This window comes from Priestia sp. YIM B13491, assembly GCF_042787605.1.
GTDB lineage: Bacteria > Bacillota > Bacilli > Bacillales > Bacillaceae_H > Priestia > Priestia megaterium_E.
In genome coordinates this window covers 41016-60087 of record NZ_JBHZOR010000008.1, presented here as the reverse complement: position 1 = coordinate 60087, position 19072 = coordinate 41016, and the positions used below count along the sequence as shown (strand labels likewise).

General features: G+C 37.8%; 18 protein-coding genes and 1 riboswitch. Of the genes, 11 read left to right on the top strand and 7 right to left on the bottom strand.

Annotated elements, in window-relative coordinates; genetic code table 11:
* The first annotated feature begins 121 nt into the window (after nucleotides 1–121).
* Both ACFX4E_RS22995 and ACFX4E_RS22990 read left to right on the top strand, forming a co-directional pair.
* Nucleotides 122–1459 (top strand): ATP-binding protein, encoded by a 1338-nt coding sequence (locus ACFX4E_RS22995; protein WP_377238689.1) that lies wholly within the window; start codon nucleotides 122–124, stop codon nucleotides 1457–1459.
* A gap of 163 nt (nucleotides 1460–1622) precedes the next feature.
* Nucleotides 1623–2519, top strand: coding sequence for an amidase (locus tag ACFX4E_RS22990; protein ID WP_377238688.1), 897 nt, complete (start codon nucleotides 1623–1625; stop codon nucleotides 2517–2519).
* Between the two features lie 194 nt (nucleotides 2520–2713).
* Here ACFX4E_RS22990 and ACFX4E_RS22985 read toward each other — a convergent pair whose 3' ends face one another.
* Complete coding sequence (locus ACFX4E_RS22985; RefSeq protein ID WP_013055117.1) at nucleotides 2714–4270, bottom strand: ABC-F family ATP-binding cassette domain-containing protein; 1557 nt, start codon at nucleotides 4268–4270, stop codon at nucleotides 2714–2716.
* Between the two features lie 261 nt (nucleotides 4271–4531).
* Between ACFX4E_RS22985 and ACFX4E_RS22980 the strand changes: the two genes are divergently transcribed.
* Together ACFX4E_RS22980 and ACFX4E_RS22975 are read left to right on the top strand one after the other, a co-directional pair.
* Nucleotides 4532–5464, top strand: coding sequence for a D-2-hydroxyacid dehydrogenase (locus ACFX4E_RS22980; RefSeq protein WP_028410147.1), 933 nt, complete (start codon nucleotides 4532–4534; stop codon nucleotides 5462–5464).
* A 99-nt stretch (nucleotides 5465–5563) separates the two neighbouring features.
* Entirely contained in the window at nucleotides 5564–6649 is a 1086-nt protein-coding gene (locus tag ACFX4E_RS22975; protein WP_377238687.1) for a nitric oxide synthase oxygenase, read from the top strand.
* 48 nt (nucleotides 6650–6697) lie between these two features.
* Here the strand turns inward: ACFX4E_RS22975 and ACFX4E_RS22970 are convergent, their stop codons facing one another.
* Nucleotides 6698–6829, bottom strand: coding sequence for a YflJ family protein (locus tag ACFX4E_RS22970; protein ID WP_016762840.1), 132 nt, complete (start codon nucleotides 6827–6829; stop codon nucleotides 6698–6700).
* Between the two features lie 173 nt (nucleotides 6830–7002).
* Nucleotides 7003–7452: an Rrf2 family transcriptional regulator gene (locus ACFX4E_RS22965; RefSeq protein ID WP_377238686.1), complete on the bottom strand. Its 450-nt coding sequence runs from the start codon at nucleotides 7450–7452 to the stop codon at nucleotides 7003–7005.
* Between the two features lie 216 nt (nucleotides 7453–7668).
* Between ACFX4E_RS22965 and hmpA the strand changes: the two genes are divergently transcribed.
* The 4 genes from hmpA (at nucleotide 7669) to ACFX4E_RS22945 (ending at nucleotide 11974) form a co-directional block, all read left to right on the top strand.
* Entirely contained in the window at nucleotides 7669–8850 is a 1182-nt protein-coding gene (hmpA, locus tag ACFX4E_RS22960) for an NO-inducible flavohemoprotein (protein ID WP_377238685.1), read from the top strand.
* Nucleotides 8851–8922: 72 nt separating this feature from the next.
* Nucleotides 8923–10212: a lysine N(6)-hydroxylase/L-ornithine N(5)-oxygenase family protein gene (locus tag ACFX4E_RS22955; protein ID WP_028410143.1), complete on the top strand. Its 1290-nt coding sequence runs from the start codon at nucleotides 8923–8925 to the stop codon at nucleotides 10210–10212.
* A 143-nt stretch (nucleotides 10213–10355) separates the two neighbouring features.
* Nucleotides 10356–10868: a type 1 glutamine amidotransferase domain-containing protein gene (locus ACFX4E_RS22950; protein WP_013081517.1), complete on the top strand. Its 513-nt coding sequence runs from the start codon at nucleotides 10356–10358 to the stop codon at nucleotides 10866–10868.
* Between the two features lie 359 nt (nucleotides 10869–11227).
* A complete protein-coding gene (locus ACFX4E_RS22945; protein ID WP_013055125.1) occupies nucleotides 11228–11974 on the top strand; it encodes a CAP domain-containing protein in 747 nt (248 codons plus the stop codon).
* 238 nt (nucleotides 11975–12212) lie between these two features.
* Here the strand turns inward: ACFX4E_RS22945 and ade are convergent, their stop codons facing one another.
* A complete protein-coding gene (ade, locus tag ACFX4E_RS22940; protein WP_098334549.1) occupies nucleotides 12213–13949 on the bottom strand; it encodes an adenine deaminase in 1737 nt (578 codons plus the stop codon).
* An 83-nt stretch (nucleotides 13950–14032) separates the two neighbouring features.
* Nucleotides 14033–14134, bottom strand: a riboswitch (purine riboswitch).
* Between the two features lie 182 nt (nucleotides 14135–14316).
* Nucleotides 14317–14544: a DUF1128 domain-containing protein gene (locus ACFX4E_RS22935; protein WP_013055127.1), complete on the bottom strand. Its 228-nt coding sequence runs from the start codon at nucleotides 14542–14544 to the stop codon at nucleotides 14317–14319.
* Between the two features lie 176 nt (nucleotides 14545–14720).
* On the opposite strand from ACFX4E_RS22935, the gene ACFX4E_RS22930 reads away from it, so the two are divergent.
* The 3 genes from ACFX4E_RS22930 to ACFX4E_RS22920 are packed head-to-tail and all read left to right on the top strand — an operon-like array spanning nucleotide 14721 to nucleotide 16426.
* Complete coding sequence (locus tag ACFX4E_RS22930; protein WP_013055128.1) at nucleotides 14721–15194, top strand: low molecular weight protein-tyrosine-phosphatase; 474 nt, start codon at nucleotides 14721–14723, stop codon at nucleotides 15192–15194.
* 39 nt (nucleotides 15195–15233) lie between these two features.
* Nucleotides 15234–15572 carry a hypothetical protein gene (locus ACFX4E_RS22925; RefSeq protein ID WP_028410141.1) on the top strand — a complete coding sequence of 113 codons (339 nt, stop codon included), beginning with the start codon at nucleotides 15234–15236 and terminating at the stop codon, nucleotides 15570–15572.
* A 14-nt stretch (nucleotides 15573–15586) separates the two neighbouring features.
* Nucleotides 15587–16426 carry a YihY/virulence factor BrkB family protein gene (locus ACFX4E_RS22920; RefSeq protein ID WP_013055130.1) on the top strand — a complete coding sequence of 280 codons (840 nt, stop codon included), beginning with the start codon at nucleotides 15587–15589 and terminating at the stop codon, nucleotides 16424–16426.
* A 230-nt stretch (nucleotides 16427–16656) separates the two neighbouring features.
* On the opposite strand, the gene ACFX4E_RS22915 is transcribed toward ACFX4E_RS22920, so the two are convergent.
* Nucleotides 16657–18576 carry a heavy metal translocating P-type ATPase gene (locus ACFX4E_RS22915; protein ID WP_060746124.1) on the bottom strand — a complete coding sequence of 640 codons (1920 nt, stop codon included), beginning with the start codon at nucleotides 18574–18576 and terminating at the stop codon, nucleotides 16657–16659.
* A gap of 224 nt (nucleotides 18577–18800) precedes the next feature.
* A complete protein-coding gene (locus tag ACFX4E_RS22910; RefSeq protein WP_013055132.1) occupies nucleotides 18801–18950 on the bottom strand; it encodes a BH0509 family protein in 150 nt (49 codons plus the stop codon).
* Nucleotides 18951–19072: the final 122 nt, after the last annotated feature.

Sequence of the window (19072 nt, the reverse complement as noted above, 5' to 3'; positions counted from 1 at the left end):
ACTGGACTTTGGTGTACTGGTGGCATCTAGATAAATAAAGTTAGTACGTTAGTAACAAGAGGTACGAAACAGCATATTCGCGCTGTTAAATAAATATACAAAGATAATAGGAGAGTTGAATATGTTACAAGATAATCTCATCCTAGAGCACTATGGATTAAACGAATTAAATTTTGATACGATCAAAAGCTACCGGGATCGGTTTGCTGAAGTAAAACCAGCTCATCCTTGGAATGCACTTGAAACAAAGGAGTTTTTATACAAAGTAGGAGCTTGGGGAAAGGTTAGAGATACCCATAAAGAGGGAGTCACACTCGCAGGCCTGCTTTTATTCAGTGAAGAACGGATTATCACAGAAGTTTTACCACAATACTTTTTAGAATACCGGGAAAGTAAAGGGAACGAAGAATGGACAGAGCGCTTTACCTCTCAAGACGGGACGTGGTCAGGAAATATTTTTGATTTTTATTTTCATATTCATGAAATTGTTCGTAATAGCGAACCTCAGCCGTCAATCGCTTCCTCTTTAACAGAAGTTTTGATTAATATGCTTATTCATGCAGATTATAATGGCGAGGGCGGCGTTATTTTAGAAAAGCAACCTTCTCATTACGTTTTTTCTAATCCAGGTCTTTTGTTAGTACCTACAGACTCAGTTTTTAGCAATACCGTTAGTCAACTTCGAAACCCAAATATCGTTAAGCTATTTAGTTTACTAGGGCTATGTGAACGTTCGGGCTCTGGTTTGAAAAAAGTAAAGCAAAATTGGAGCCTGCATCATTATAAAACGCCGGCTATTGATCAAGATGTTTCTATGCATCGTACAGTGGTCATGTTATCTCTGTCCACTCAAGAAAGACAGGTAAGTTCTTCTGAAAAAGACACTTATAATACGTCTATAGATGATTCGGGAAATAATTTTAAAGATGTCGAAAAATATCAAAATACACCTGAAAACGATGTCGAAATATACTCCTATAATAAAAACGATTACTCCTATAATAAAGAATTAATAGAGGAGTTAAAGTCATACAATAACGATGTTAACTCCTTGAATAAGGAAGATAACTACTATAATAAAGAGAGTGACTTATACAATAACGATGTTAACTCCTGTGATAATAATCATAACTCCTATAATAATGAACAAGGAGAGAATTCTTCTAATTTGGTAAATGTAGAGAATATTGATACGAAGCTATGGGATATTGCAGCGCTGGCTCGTGAAAAAAAACGGCTTTCGCCGAATCAGATGGAACATATTATTCTTGAGTTATGTAAAGAAAAACCGCTCATGCTTAAAGAGTTTGCTTATTTACTAGAAAGAACGCCGGATGGAGTACGTAATAATTATTTAACAAAGCTATTACGAAAAGGACAATTACAGTTGAAATATCCAAATCAGCCAAACCATCCAAAACAGGCATATTTATTTAATAAGAAAGATATAGAGAAATAAATCAAGCAACCGATAGAACGTATAGAGATTAAGCTGCAAAAAATTGATAAGGAGGAGTTTGCTAAAAGCTACAGATTTAAGGGGGAAATTCACCATAAAGTTGTGCCAAGCTGTCAGACTCTCTTTATATGAGTTCTGGCTCGTATAAAGGAGGAAAAAGAGTGTGAAAAGCAAGTGCGTTCTTATTTTTCTGGTGGTTGTATGGCTGTGTAATATGGGGAAAGGAATAGGATGTGGATCAAAGGTGAATGCAGAGATGAATATACCGCTGTCGACGTGGGTGTGGGATACAAAGAAATGGATGCTGAACCAAGAAGCTATCCTCGAAAAGCTTCAAGAAAAAAAGGTGACAAACGTTTATTTACAAATTGATACTCATCTTTTACCTTCCGTATATCGGCATTTTATCCAACAAGCACAAGCCCAGGGCATAAGTGTTTACGCACTTGACGGCGCTCCTTATTGGATAGGGCCTTCTGGTATAGAAGAGCAGGAAGCATTTTTTAATTGGATAACAGCTTACCAAGCACAAGCAGACGAGCCACAGCAATTTTCAGGGGTTCATTTGGATGTAGAGCCTTATTTGTATAAAAGTTGGGAAAATAATCGCGCGAAAAGTATTCTGCAGTATCAATATGTTATTTCTCAAGCCGCTGTACAGTCTCATGAGTTACACTTGCCGCTTGCTGTAGATATACCGTTTTGGTTTGACGAAGTTCCATTCAAAAATAGCAACGGTTCCGGTTCGCTTGGGCGGTGGGTTATTCAGTACGCTGATGAAGTCACAATTATGGCGTACCGAAACCACGCGGATAAAGAAAACGGCATTGCTGAAATAACAGAAAATGAACGCAAGTGGGGACGTGTACTATCCACGCCGATTGAAATAGGGATAGAAACGATGGCTTCAGATGAAGGAGAGTACATTTCTTTTTCTGCTAAAGGAGAAGAAAAGATGATGCAAGAGCTGGGTATGTTGCTTACGGAGTGTCAAGCTGAAAATCCTCCAAGCAGTATAGCTGTTCATCATTTTGATAGCTGGCTACAGATGAAGCCATGACAATGAAAAGACCGCTGCATCGCTGCAGCGGCCTTTTTGGGTTTAGGGAGTATAGATACAATATAGCCATTTTATTAAAGGACTATACATAAAAAAAGTAACCATTTAAAAAATGGCTACTCACACAAAGGGGGGGAACTTAATCTTATCATTCCCACTTTTTCTAAAAGATATGCCTTTTTTAACCCGTTTTTTTAAAATAATTTAGTCGTCCAAGATTCGCAGTTCCACACGTCTGTGACCACATCTTGATAAAATTCAGGTTCGTGGCAAATAATTAAGATACTTCCTTTGTATTCTTTTAAAGCTCGTTTTAATTCATCTTTCGCATCTACATCTAAGTGGTTTGTAGGCTCATCCAGTACAAGAATGTTGGTTTCGTTGTTAATCAGCTTACATAGACGAACTTTTGCTTTTTCTCCACCGCTTAGAACTTCTACTTTACTTTCAATATGTTTTGTTGTTAAGCCGCATTTAGCTAAAGCTGCACGAATCTCGTATTGGGTAAAGTGAGGAAACTCATTCCATACTTCTTCAATACACGTATTGTAATTAGCGGTTTTGATTTCTTGTTCAAAATAGCCAATATGCTGGTAATCTCCTTTTTCTACAGAGCCTGAAATCGGTTTGATTTCTCCTAAAATACTTTTTAAAAGAGTTGTTTTCCCGATTCCATTTGCTCCTACAAGGGCAATCTTTTGACCTCGCTCCATTTTTAAATTCAGTGGCTTAGAAAGCGGCTCTTCGTATCCAATGACTAAATCAGATGTTTCAAAAATTAATTTGCTTGAAGTACGAGCACCCTTAAAGTTAAACTCTGGTTTTGGACGCTCCTGAGCTAGTTCAATTACTTCCATTTTATCGAGCTTTTTTTGACGGGACATGGCCATATTTCGTGTCGACACACGGGCTTTATTTCTTGCTACGAAATCTTTTAAATCTGCCATTTCTTGCTGTTGTTTTTTATAAGCTGCTTCAAGCTGCTGTTTTTTCATCTCATACACTTTCATAAAATCGTCGTAGTCTCCTACATAGCGATTTAACTCTTGGTTTTCCATATGATAAATTAAATTGATCACGCTATTTAAAAATGGAAGATCGTGAGAAATTAAAATAAAGGCATTTTCATATTCTTGCAAATAGCGTCGCAGCCACTCAATATGCTGTTCATCCAAGTAGTTTGTAGGCTCATCAAGTAAAAGAATTTCTGGTTTTTCAAGCAGCAGTTTGGCTAATAATACTTTCGTACGCTGTCCGCCGCTTAAATCCTGTACATCGCGATCTAAGCCGATATCTTCTAATCCTAATCCGCGTGCAATTTCTTCGACTTTTGCATCGATAACGTAAAAGTCATTGTTTGTTAAGAGGTCTTGAAGCGTACCGACTTCTTCTAATAGTTTTTCGAGTTCTTCTGGTGATACCTCCGCCATTTTCTCATAGAGGCCATTCATTTGAGCTTCTAAATCAAATAAGTATTGAAAAGCACTTTTTAGTACATCACGAATAGAAAGGCCGCGCTCTAATGCTGTGTGCTGATCTAAATAGCCAACGCGCACTTTTTTAGACCATTCTACTTTTCCAGCATCCGGTTCTAGCTTGCCTGTAATGATGTTCATAAATGTTGATTTACCTTCGCCGTTTGCTCCAATTAAGCCGACGTGTTCACCTTTTAACAATCGAAATGATACATCGTTAAAAATCGCACGGTCACCAAAACCATGACTTAGATTTTTTACGTTTAATACACTCATGCTGACACACCTTTTCTTTTAAAATATCTATCGTACGTTTCGTTATAAACAAATTGATTCATAACGATTATAGCGAACTTATATACATAAATCCATATGAGTTTTCCAGCCTTGAAAGTCATATAAAATTCACTCGCGTCTTCCTTTCACTTCATTCATACTATATATATCAATGTAGAAAATCCTTCATGAAGAAGGGACGGTTATATCGAATCATTCAAATAGAGTATATAAAAGAATAAAAAGGCAGGGGGAAAAGAAATGAACATTTATACGATACTAGTGGCAGGAAGAATGCATAAAGAGCTGGAGGAGATAATTAAACAAAAGCAGCTGTCTCAGACGTTTCGATTTATGGAAGAGCAAGACGTTACAATTGAAGATTTAAACTGGGCTGATGCGCTTTTATCCTTCGGTCCAACGAATTGCTTTGAAGATCATAGCTTTAAATGGATTCATTCTCTCGGCGCAGGAGTCGATCGGTTCTTAGAAAGCGGGAATTGGAAAAAGAGTGTGATGTTAACACGTACGGTTTGTTCATTCGGTCAGCGAATCAGTGAATATTGTCTTAGCTATATGCTAGCTGAACTTCAGCATCACGCACAGTTTCAGCATCAGCAAAAACAAAAGCATTGGAAAGTGGTAGAGCCTAAGCAGCTTTCTGCTCAAACGGTCATAATTTACGGAACAGGTGAAATCGGCGGGCGTCTTGCAGCCGTTTTAAAATCTTTTGGTGTACGAGTAATAGGTGTATCTAAAAGTGGAAATGAAAAGCCGTCATTTGATCAAGTGGTCTCGATTTCGAAGGAAAAAGAATTGCTAAAAGAAGCCGATTGGATCATTAGTACAATGCCGCTAACACATGAAACAAAAAGCTACTTTGATTCAAAATGGATGAATGTAGTTGAAAATGCATACTTTATAAATGTTGGACGAGGAGCAACTGTAGATGAACATGCGTTAGTAGCGGCTGTTGAGCAAAAGCGTATTCGAAAAGCATACATAGACGTATTTGAGCATGAGCCGTTAACGAAAGAATCTGCTTGGTGGGATCATTCAAACATCATCATAACACCTCATATTTCAGCGGTGACTACGCCTGAAGAAGCCGTCGAGTGCTTTGTTGAAACGCTGCAAAAAGTTGAGCAAGGCGAATTGCCTTCTAACTTGGTTAATATTGAAAGAGGCTATTAAAGCATTATGATGCGCGTTTCCGCTATGAGAATGGTATACTGAAACTTGCTTTTCTTGAACGAAAAGAATGAAATCTGTTCTTCTAGGGGGGAACAAACGTTGAAGCAAGAAGAATTATTTGAACAAGCACGTGTATTTATAGAGACGTGTTACGCTGAACTTGAAAAAAGCGAAGCGGATAAAAACAAGCGGTTAAAAGAAATCCATCAGCAAATTATGTCACTCGGACATTATGATCATACATTTGAAGAGTTAGAGCAAGGAGCTCGTATGGCTTGGAGAAACAGCAATAAATGTATTGGACGATTATTTTGGCACTCACTCAATGTATTTGATAAGCGAGATGCGAACACAGTTGAAGAGGTAAGAGACGCCCTGTTTCACCATATTGAATATGCAACAAATGACGGGAAAATCCGGCCTACTATTACGGTGTTTAAACCGAAAATGAAAGAAAAAGAGCCGGTTAGAATATGGAATCATCAGCTAATCCGCTATGCAGGGTACGAGACGGAATATGGTGTGATAGGAGATCCTGATTCTGTTGCGTTCACGGAGGTTTGCCAAAAGCTGGGGTGGGAAGGTGAGAAAACTCACTTCGATGTTCTTCCTTTGGTCCTGCAAGTTAATGAAGCATCACCTCGATGTTTTGAGATTCCAAAACATTTAGTGAAAGAAGTAGCTATTACGCATCCAGAACTTCCTGAATTTGAAGACTTACAGTTGAAATGGTACGCTGTCCCGATGATTTCAGATATGAAGCTAGAAATTGGAGGGATTGATTACGTGGCAGCACCATTTAATGGATGGTACATGGGGACTGAGATTGGTGCCCGAAATTTAGCGGATACGTATCGCTATAACCAACTTCCAAAAATAGCTTCTATGATGGGATTGAACATGGATTACAACGCTACGCTTTGGAAGGACAAAGCCCTTGTTGAATTAAACGTTGCGGTGCTTTCTTCTTTCAAACGAGAAGGTGTAAGCATTGTAGATCATCATACGGCTGCTCAGCAATTTCACTTGTTTGAAGAAAGAGAGCAAAAAAATGGCCGCGAAGTGACTGGGAACTGGACGTGGTTGATTCCACCGGTTTCGCCAGCTACCACGCATATTTTTCATAAGCCTTATAAAAATAAAGTATTATCACCAAATTATTTTTATCAAGACGCTGCTTATTAAATGAACAAAAAAGAGAGTACGCATTTGTACTCTCTTATTACACGTTAATTAATTTTTGTGTTTATCAAGTAAGTTAGCAAGTACATATGTTTTGTACTTTTCTACTTTGCGGCCTTCGTGGTTGCGAACTCCTCGTTTTTTAAGTTCCTCAACATACCAACCTTTGCTTCCTACGTGCATACTCAAACACCCTTTCGTCATTTTTTTAGGATGAACAGAATGAGGTTCATTGTCTGCTCGAATGGAGACATCTTGTCTTTCCAATACGTGCCTCATTGTAACATCTTTTATTTTATGATGAAAGGGAAAAAGGTCGAAAAAACGAGAATGATTTCAAGTGAATTTTAGTTTACTCATTCCTCGTTTTTTTGAGATAGAAGGAGGAGGTTTAATTCATCTTTATTTTGAATTAGATCTTCTAGCGTATATTGATCTAACACCTGAATGAAGGCTTGCATGGCTTCATGTAAAACACTTTTTAACTTGCAGACGGGGCTAATAATGCAGAAGTTTCCTTCACGATCAAAACATTCAACGATATGAAAATCTTCTTCTGTTTGACGTACCACTTTTCCAATATTAATGTCTTTTGGAAGCTGAGCTAAACGAATACCGCCGTTTCGTCCTCGGATCGTTTCAATTAAGCCAAGTTTTCCAAGCTCGTGAATGATTTTCATAAGATGGTTTTTTGAAATATTATACGCTTCAGCAATTTCTTTTATATTGCTTAGTTTATTATTATCGCGAACGCCTAAATATAATAAAACTCGCAGTGAGTAATCTGTATATTGTGTGAGCCTCATCTTTTTACCTCTTCTCTTATCAGCAGCTGATATATCTATAATAGCATGTCTATATCTAAGAAATACAGAAAGAATGCTCACATTTTTGACAGGGTGAATTTGTGAACATTTCTTTAAATATGTATATAAAATATATCTTTTTAAGTAGGATATGAGTATTATAAAGATGTATTAAAAATATATCTTTTAAAAATGAATCTTTCGGAGGCGAAAGTTATGAAACAAACAACTATTTCTATTGTAAAAAGTACAGTTCCTGTTTTAGAACAGCATGGTCAAGCAATTACAACTCGTTTTTATGAGATGCTTTTTGAACAGTATCCTTCTTTAAAAAATGTATTCAACCAAACAAATCAAAAAACAGGCCGTCAGCAAATGGCGTTAGCTAATACAGTTTATGCCGCTGCGCAGTACATCGATCGTCTTGAAACGCTGCTTCCAGTTGTAAAGCAAATCGCTCATAAACACCGCAGTATCGGCGTAAAAGCAGAGCACTATCCAATTGTCGGAGAGTTCTTATTAAAAGCAATTAAAGATGTTTTAAAAGAAGCTGCGACCGATGAGATTATGGAAGCTTGGAAAGAAGCATACGGTGCCATTGCGGACGTATTTATAAGTGTGGAGAAAGAATTATATGAAGAAGCCGAAGAAAAAGGATGGAAAGATTATAAAAAACTAATGGTCCATAAAAAAGTAAAAGAAGCAGAAGACGTGTACTCGTTTTATTTAGTATCACCTGATCGAAAAGCGCTGCCTGCTTTTCTGCCAGGTCAGTATGTGAGTGTACGAATTCCTGGTCAAGAGTATTTATCCATTCGTCAGTACAGCTTATCTGGCTATCCAAACCAACCATACTATAAAATTACGGTGAAAAAAGAAAAGCAAATGGAAGACGGGGTCGTGTCAACTTATTTACATGACCAATTGAAAGAAGGAGACTTGCTTGAAGTCAGCGTTCCAGCAGGAGATTTTGTCTTAAAAGAAAATAGTAAATCAGTATTTATCAGCGGAGGTGTAGGAATTACTCCAATGATGTCAATGCTTCATCAAGCACTAGAAAACAATCAAGAAGTAACATTTATTCACAGTGCTAAAAATGAGCAGTTTCATGCAATGAAACGAGAGCTTCAATCGTTGTCAGAGACATATACGTTTGAACAACACGTTTTCTATAGTCAAGCGCAAACAGCTCAGCATGATGAACATATAACGTATGGTCGCTTAACTAAAAAAGAGCTAGCTAAATATGCCGGTGATAAACATGCATATTATTATGTTTGTGGATCTTCTTCATTTACGCAAATGGTGTTAGAAGGCCTAGCTGAAATGGGTATTTCCCAAGAAAATATCATGTATGAATCGTTTGGCCCGAAAATGAGTATGACTCCTTCCGCATAAATGTATGGAAAAAGGGTAAAAAGCTAACAGTAGACAATACTGTTAGCTTTTTTTATGAAAGGGAGTTTAAAGATGACAAATACGCAGTATGACATGGTGGGAATAGGAATAGGACCTTTTAATTTAGGCTTAGCGGCCCTTGCTGAGCCTCTTGATGAAATTGATGCCATCTTCTTTGATAAAGAAGAGAAATTTGAATGGCATCCGGGCATGTTAATTGACGGCACGGACTTGCAGATTCCGTTTCTAGCAGACTTAGTTACATTTGCGGATCCAACAAGCCCCTATTCTTTTCTAAATTACATTCACAAGCAAAAACGCTTGTATCCGTTCTTTTTCTTTAATCGTTTTGACATTCCGCGTCAAGAATACAACGAGTACGCAAAATGGGTAGCGGAGCAGCTATCTTCCTGCCACTTTTCTTCAAAAGTTGTGGACGTGATACCGAAAAATGAAGAAGAGTATTATGAAGTAAAGGTAGAAACACCTGAGGGAATTCAAACGGTCAATGCTAAACACGTTGTAATGGGAACAGGAAGCATTCCACTTGTACCTCCGGCTTTTGAAGAAAAGCTGAATGAGCATATTTTACACAGCAGCGGCTATTTACATAAAAAAGAAGAGATTCAAAAAGGAAAACATGTAACGATCGTTGGTTCAGGGCAAAGCGCTGCAGAGATTTTTCTTGATTTACTAGAAGAACAGACTGAACATCATTACCACCTTACATGGTTTACAAGATCCTCTAATTTTTTTCAGCTTGATCAATCCAAGCTTGCTCAAGAGTTATTTTCGCCAGACTATGTAGATTATTTTCATTCGCTGCCTTTTGAGGAACGTACAAGCACGGTAGAAGATTTAAATCCTTTACGTCACGGAATTGAATCTTCTACCTTAACGAAAATCTATGATTTACTTTATCATCGTTCACTTAAAGGAAAAGTACCCGTTACGATTCAAGCTTCGACTGAAGTAAGTGATATTCATAAAAAAGGAAATGGATATGAGCTGGAGTGCAAACAATTAAAGGTTGAACGCTCTTTTCAATACGAAGCGGATCGTTTGATATTGTCCACGGGCTATAAGCCGAAGGTTTCGCCGTTCATCGAACGAATAAAAGATGATATCGAATGGGAAGATGACAAGCGTTTTAAAGTCACAAAAGATTACCGGCTTGTCTTTAAACAACCCCGTAACCACCACTTTTTTACGTTAACCAATATTGAACATTCACATGGATCTGGCGCAACAAATCTTGGTTTATCCGTTCAGCGCAATCAGCGTATTCTGAACGTGATTGCAGGGAGAGACGTGTACCCAGTTCCAGAAGAGACGACGTTTCAGACATTTAATTTGTTTTGAATTTCTTCTTTATAAAAATCTTCAATGTGGTTTTTGATTATTGTAGAAAAGTTTTTTACCCATAAACTATGTTTAAAAGAATAGTGTACGGGTATTTTATTTATAGAACATTAGTACACAAATCAATTAAGGAGTTGCTTAGAATGAGTAAGAAAATTGCAGTATTAGTAACAGATTTATTTGAAGATGTGGAATATACAGATCCAGCCAAAGCCTTTGAAGAAGAAGGCCATACGCTAACAAAAATCGATGTTAAAACAGGTGAAGTAACAGGTAAACAAGGCGAAACAACATTAACAATTGATAAAGCAATTGCGGATGTAAAACCAGAAGATTTTGACGCATTGTTTTTACCGGGAGGTTTCTCACCAGATATCTTACGTGCGGACGATCAAGTCGTAGCTTTCACAAAATCATTTATGGATGAAGGCAAACCGGTTATGGCTATCTGTCACGGACCACAGTTGCTAATCAATGCTGAAACATTAAAAGGACGTGACGTAACTGGTTTCAAATCAATTGCTATTGATTTGAAAAATGCAGGTGCAAACTTCCATGACAAAGAAGTGGTGGTATGCGGTAATCAACTAGTTACAAGCCGTACACCAGACGATATGGAAGCATTCGTACGTGAATCAGTAAATGTCTTAAAATAAGTAAATAATATTAGCAAAACTTTCTGTAAAAGGCGATAACAGGGTGGTTTACCACTCTGCTGTCGCCTTTTTTATATGTAACGATTTTGACGAGGAATTTACAGTTATATTACTGCATTAGGTGAAGAGGTTTCTAAAAGAATATGAAAACCTTTTACTATCAATAGATAGAAGCCACGTAACACAATCGAAATATTTTTTACATAAATGAAAGTATAATTTTGGTAGCTTAAAAGACGTTGCGAGTTTCATAGTTTTCATGCAACAATGAGGGTGCATCACGAGATTGGCTTGCTAAAAGCTTAGATGCGTTGCGGTTTTACAAAAAAACTTTATTATCACATAGGAGGATTTCAAACATGAAGAAAAGGTTTCGTATTGCCACTGTCGCAGGTGCCGTATCATTAGGATTACTAACAGCAGGACAAGCAAATGCAGCAGCTCCTGATTGCAACACTCCAAAACAAATTAACATTAAAGATGCTCAAGCAGCACAAAATATAAATGTAGATGAGCTATTAAAGAAATTTAACGCTCAAGGCCAATCTGCTCAAGCAGCAGCTCCACAACAAGAAACACAAGCACCAGAGCAAGCTGAAGCAGCTCCACAGGAACAAGCACAAGCACCAGAGCAAAGTGAAGAAGCAAAAGCTCCAGAGCAAACACAGCAAAACACAAAAGCTCAACAATCAGAAAATACTGATAAAGCAGAACAAACAAAAGATGCTAGTCAATTCGAACAAAAGGTCGTAGATTTAGTGAACCAAGAGCGTGAAAAACAAGGTTTAAAACCTCTAACACTTAACAAAAAATTAAGTGACGTTGCACGCACTAAATCAAAAGACATGATGGACAAAGGGTACTTTGACCACAATTCACCAACATATGGTTCACCATTTGATATGATGAAACAATTCGGCATTGAATATACAACAGCAGGTGAAAACATTGCAAAAGGTCAGCAATCTCCTGAAGATGTAATGAATGCTTGGATGAACAGTGACGGTCACCGCAAAAACATTCTAAACCCTGATTTCACTGAAATTGGTGTTGGATACGTAAAAGGTGATACTACGTACTGGACTCAACAATTTATCGGTAAGTAATACAAAAAGAGCAGGATATACCTGCTCTTTTTTGCGTTTTTAGCTGTCCAATTTGGGTATAGTAAAGTAAGAACACGTAAAGGAGTGCCTTAAATTGGGACGTATATTAAAAAAAATTCTAGTCGCTGTTTTTCCTATCCTTTTAAAAGAAGGATATCGTCATTATAAAAATCGTAAAACTCGAACTGCGCCGTCTAAAGGATATAAATAAAAAGGACTCGAAAGAGTCCTTTTTATTTTATGCTTGAACGGTGATATGCTTGAATTCTTTTACGTTAAATAATCCTTTGTCGGTTAATTTTAGACATGGGATAACAGGCAAGCTTAAGAAAGACAGTGTCAGCAACGGGTTGAATTTCTGTGAAATATCAAGCTCATGAAGAGCCCCGTGAAGCTGCTTAAGTAAGCTGTTTACTTCATTGTAAGGGTGAGGTGACATTAATCCTCCAATGGAAAGAGGGAGGGAGCCAATCACTTCATTGCCTTTTACAATAGCAATACCTCCGCCGATTTCTTCAATTGCCGCAATTGCTTTTGCTAAATCTTCATCATTTGTTCCTACGGCTACGATATTATGTGAATCGTGAGCAATCGTGGTAGCAATCGCTCCGTCTTTTAACTGAAAACCTTTTACAATTCCAAGACCAATATTCCCTGTTAGATGATGACGCTCAACAACAGCCATTTTCAGCTGATCGTTTTCTACAGAAGACTGAAATTCGTTTTGCTTCACTTGAACTTCTTCTACAATATGATTTGTAATCAGGCTGTTTGGATTAATTTCAATAATATTAGCGCGATTGTGCTGAAGTGGTATCGTAAGTTTTTTAATGGAAAACTCTTTGAGATGAACAGAATTCATTAGTTCTGTTGGAAGATCAATTTGTTCTTCTTGAACAGAAAGCATCTCTCCATTTTCAGCAATAAGCTCTCCGTTTTGATAGACATGTGCTGCAGATATATCGGTTAAGTCGTCTAATAGAATAAAATCCGCTTTGTAACCAGGAGCAACCGCACCTCTATCTTTTAACCCGTAGCATTCAGCGGCATTTAACGAAGCCATTTGAATCGCAATTAACGGATCCAGCCCGAGTTCAATAGCAAAACGAACATTATAATCAATAGAACCTTCCGTTAATAAATCATCTAGGTGTTTGTCATCTGTACAGAATAAAAATCTGCGCGCGTTGCGTTCATTTACAGCAGGTAATAATTGTTTCAAATCTTTAGCGACAGAACCTTGGCGGATCAGAACATACATCCCGCGCTGAATACGTTCAATTGCTTCTTCTGCTGTTACGCATTCATGATCTGTTGAAATGTTAGCGGTACGATAAATATTAACGCCCGTAGCATCTAACCCTGAGCCGTGCCCATCAATTACGCCGTTTGCATCGTTAGCTGCTTGTAATTTATCGAGCATATCGTCATCTCCATCTCGCACAGCAGGGAAATCCATCACTTCTGCTAATCCAAGCACGCGAGGGTGAGAGAAAAATGGCGCTAAGTCAGCTGCTTTTAAGACGGCTCCAGAGCTTTCAAAAGGAGTTGCTGGCACGCTTGAAGGTAAGTTTACAAATACGTCTAAAGGAATGGAATCCGAGTTTTGAAGCATAAATTCAATGCCAGATTTCCCTGAAACATTCGCGATTTCATGAGGGTCCGTTACGACAGTTGTGACGCCTCTAGGTACAAGAAGTTTTGAGAACTCTTTAGGTGTAACCATTGATGATTCAATGTGAACGTGTCCATCAATGAATGTAGGAGAAATGTATTTTCCTTTTGCATCCACGACGTTATTCCCATCGTATTGACCTATTCCAACAATCACTCCATCAGCAATCGCAATATCAGCTTCAATGATGGAAAGCGTAAAGACATCGATAATTTTCCCGTTTTTCACTACAAGATCTGCAGGTATTTTTTTATTGGCAACAGCAAGCTGTTTTTTTAAGGTTGTTTTTGTATTTGACATGAATGTGACTCCTCTCATTGTATAACTGAATAACAATGAAGGACTATGTAAGGGAGAACATAAAGAAGAATAAAAATGCAGTATGAATGATGTTCAACCCTCGTAGTCCAACTATTTACGGTAGTTCGGTAGAAACTCTTGGACCCTATTTCCAAGACTATACGAGCTTTAGGTATTTCGATACATTCTATAGACAAATAATAAAAACGTCAATTCCTAATAAAAAAGAAAGATTTTTGGGAATATTTCATCTATGTGTATGTAAACGATTTAACTCTTATTTGCTCGCTAAAAGGCGCAGCATTCATGTGTAGAAAAAAATGTAGAAAAAACCGTCAATGGCTATTAGTCATTGACGGAGTTGTCATTAAGCTTGTTTACGCAGTGTACCTAATTCTTCCGCGATCGCTTGCATTTCACTTGGGCTAAAAGAATCTTTTCTCATTACCATATCGTATAAGTACTTTAAGTCTTCATACATTTCTTCGTCAAAAGCTTCAGCTTTAATTGCTCCGATATTTAGCATGCGCAGTTTTTCACTAATGCTATCGACCATATGTTTAATATTCTCTGGAGATTTTACTGATAAATCCACTTTGTTCATCCTTCCAGTTGCGTTTTTTTTATTGTAACATGTTTTTATCGTGTGAACACTTTTATGTCAGGTTCTTATCCACAGAAGAGTGGAAACGATATAAATAAAAGAAAACTATTTTTTAGTTTAAAAATGATTGTATATAATGTTTGTAATAAGGGAAAGGAGTCGAGACTATGATTAACGTATTATTCGTTTGTTTAGGAAATATTTGTCGTTCACCCATGGCAGAAGCGGTCTTTAAAGATATGGTGAAGAAAAAAGGGCTGGAAGGACAAATTCACGTAGATTCTGCAGGCACAGGAGGCTGGCACAAAGGCAATCCTCCTCATGAAGGGACGCAATCTATTTTAACGAAAAACAACATTGATTTTAAAGGGCAAACAGCAAGACAAGTGATTCAAGAAGATGTAGCTAAATTTCATTATATTATTGGAATGGATGTCGAAAATGTAGGAAATCTGAGAAGGATGGCTGGACATACTAAAACAGGTTATATTGCAAGGCTTTTGGATTTTGTGCCCGATTTACATATTGAAGATGTGCCTGATCCTTATTTCACGGGAAACTTTGACGAAGTATATGACTTAGTTCAAGAAGGATGCAAGGCTCTTTTAGACGAAATTATAGAGAAGCATTTCTCGGAATAAGCGATACTTAAAAAATAAAAAACGGAGGAGAAACGACAAATGGGTAAACGCAATAAGCTAGTAGAAGGTATTGTCATTGGAGCAATTATAGGAGGAGCTATTTCTTTATTTGATAAAGAAACAAGAAGATCCGTCATTCAAGGAAGTAAAAAACTGAAAGACAAAACAACAAATCTTATTCAGCACCCTGAACTTGTAACGGATACTGTCAAAGAGAAATACGAAACCATTCGCACGACCATTGAGCAAGTTTCTGAAGATGTATCATTTGTAGCAGGAAAAGTAGAAAAGTTAAAAGAAACAACGCCTCAGGTGATGGAAATTGTAAACGATACAAAAGAAGCATTTGTGGAGAAGTATGGTGATGAACAAAAATAAATAAGGAGGCACATATGGCTGGAATGTACATGAATAACATCGTAAGGTTTGGCAAAGAACTGATGGGTCGCATTCATCGAGATGAGCTGCCCAGTTTATCAGCTGAATTGGCTTATTATTTGCTGCTCTCGCTATTTCCTTTTTTAATTTTCTTAATTACGCTGATTGGATTTTTGCCATTGGAATCAACAGACCTGCTTGACTTGGTCGAAAATGTAGCGCCACAGCAAACGCTGCACATGATTGAAAGCAACGTTTCCCATATCATTGGTTCTCATAATGAAAAGCTATTGTCCTTTGGTATCATTGCGACGATGTGGTCTGCTTCAAATGGAATTAATGCGATTGTAAGAGCATTTAACCGAGCGTATCACGTACAAGAAAATCGGCCTTTTTTAGTGGCGAGAGGTATGGCAGTTCTCCTTACTTTTGCGATGATATTTGTTATTATTGTAGCGCTTTTACTTCCGGTTTTCGGTCATATGATTGGTCTTTATTTATCGTCTACGTTTGGGTTTTCAGAAACCTTTCTCGCTTTATGGTCTGCTTCCCGCTGGATTATCAGCGGCCTCATTTTGTTTACTGTTTTTACGGGGTTGTATTACTTTGCTCCTAATAAAAAGCTGCTGATTCGAAATGTTGTAAAAGGAGCGGCTTTTGCTACGGTCGGATGGACAGTGGTATCGATGCTGTTTGCGTATTACGTAAATCATTTCAATAACTATACAGCTACATATGGAAGCTTGGGCGGAATTATTATCCTGCTTATTTGGCTGTACCTATCGGGGATGATTATCGTTATTGGAGGAGAAATTAACGCTATTTTCTACGACCGTCGAGTTAAATCTTCATAGTCACAAATTGGGATGAAATCATTCGCAAGATATGAGCATACTAACAAAGTGAAAGGGAGGTTTTACATCATGACAAAGCATACAAAAAAAGACGGAAGCAATACAAAGCAAAATAAAAAGAGCCAGCCAAAGCATAAAACAAGCAACAGCCAAAATGGACAAAACGGTTACCATTAAGGCATTGATTTCCATAATAAAAAGCCTAACAAATACGTTAGGCTTTTTTTGCGTTAAGATTTTAGCAAGCGAAGGCCGTTTAAGATAACTAAAATGGTGCTGCCTTCGTGACCTATAACACCAAATGGCATATCAAGCACTTGGAAAAAATTCGAACAAATTAATAAAAAGATGACGGCAATAGAAAAAATAACGTTTTGCTTCACAATTGAGTTCATTCGTCTGGAAAGAGCTACTGCATCCGAAATTTTTGATAGATCATTTTTCATTAAAACGATATCCGCTGTTTCAAGTGCAACATCCGTTCCTTCTCCCATGGCTACTCCAACGTTAGCAGTAGCCAGAGCAGGTGCATCGTTAATGCCATCTCCTACCATTGAAACGGTAGGGAATTTTTCTTTTAACGCTTTAATTTTATCTACTTTCGCTTCAGGCAAACATTCTGCAATGTATTCATCGACTGCACATTCTTTTGAAATGGCTTCGGCTGTTTTTTCGCTGTCTCCTGTAATCATGACGGTATGAATACCCTGCTCTTTAAGAGATTTAACAGCATCTACAGCTTCTGTTCGTACAACGTCTTTTAGCGCAAGCAATCCCACAATACCATGCTGGTCTTTTGCGTACACAATCGTTTTTCCTTCACTGGCAAGCGTAGATGAAATCCCATTTTCAAATTCACCTGCATCTTCTTTACCTACAAAATCTGCTTTTCCTATCTTCCACGTATCTCCTTGAAGAGACCCAATGACACCATATCCGGGAACGTCTTCAAGCGAATCTGGCTGAACGAGCATCAATTCCTGCTTGTTTTTCACAAAGTCAACAATGGATTGAGCAAGCGGATGATTGGACTGACGTTCAATTGATGCGATTTTAACAAGAAATTCCTGCTCGTTCATATCAGAACGGACAATGACATTTGTCACTTCGGGCTTTCCTTTTGTTAACGTTCCTGTTTTGTCAAAAGCGATTGCGCTTAAATGGCTTAACCTTTCCAAATGAACGCCGCCTTTGAACAAAATTCCTTTTTTTGCTCCGTTTGAAATAGCAGACAGCGAAGCAGGAGTGATAGATGCAACCAGAGCGCAAGGAGACGCTACAACTAAGAGAATCATTGCACGGTAAAATGTCTCGGTCCAGCTCCATCCAAGCACATAGTGTGGGAGAAATAGCATAACTGCCACAACCGATAGAACAATTTTTACGTATGTGCCTTCAAATCGTTCAATAAACAATTGAGAAGGCGACTTTTCACTTTGAGCCGTTTGAACAAGTTGAATGATCTTTTGAAACAGCGTCTCAGCGCTTGGCTTTGTCATTTTAATGGTAATGGCGCCTTTCACATTCACCGTGCCCGCGAATACTTCATCATCGAGCTGTTTTAGTACAGGAACAGATTCCCCTGTAATAGCAGCCTGATCAATCGTTGTTTGACCTGAGACAACAATCCCATCGGATGGCACTCGTTCACCCGGCTTAACTAGCAGCAAGTCACCGATTTGTAAATCCGAAATGGATACAATTTCTTCTTGATCTCCAATCAGACGCGTTGCTTCTTGCGGCTGTAAATTCATCAAGGCGCTAATTTCTCGGTTGCTTTTATTCATGGTGTACGTTTCTAATGCACCGCTTAATGCAAAAATGAAAATAAGCATAGCACCTTCTGTCCAGTAGCCAATTACAGCCGCTCCAACGGCTGCAATAATCATTAACATTTCGACATTCAATTCTTTATTTTCAATCGTTTCTTCAATGCCTTCTTTTGCTTTAGCAAATCCGCCTATCACGTAAGCTAATACAAAGAGCGTAATTGATACAGCAGTATCCTGCTGTTTTGACAGCAGCCAGCCGGCTAAAATCAGCACGCCGCTTAACAGTGCAGCAATGAGTTCACCATGTGTTTTTAATACGTTGACAGCAGAAGATGTTTGAGGCGTTTGTTCTTGTTTTTTAGGTAACGCATTTTCCATACAAATCCTCCTTGAACGATAATTGAGAAGAATAATCACAATCATTACCCCTAAAAAAACACGAAAGCTGCCATCTCAGCGATAGCAGCACATTTTTTCAGTTCTTCTCTTTTAAATTGGGATATTTAGTATAGTATAGCACGGAACAAGCAAGGAGGTAACGACTAACGCTTAAAAAATAAAAACAGAATGCAGCTGGACGTCTGCATCCTGTAAAAAACGTACTACATATCTAAATGTTCTTCATAATATTTATAAGCGGAAGTGTAAATGTGCTCGATATCGGCATCCGTCATGTACATTAAGGTTTCACGGTCAATCCCCTTCATTGTTTCAATAAATGTAATCATGTTTTTGCGTTCTTGTCTGCTCATTTATTATTCTCCTCTCCATCTGTTTTAATACAGTTTATTATATTTAATTGTATTATATAACAGAAAAAGTATTTTGTGTGTATTTTTTTTAAAAATAGGCAAAAAAAATTTAGAAAGACGTA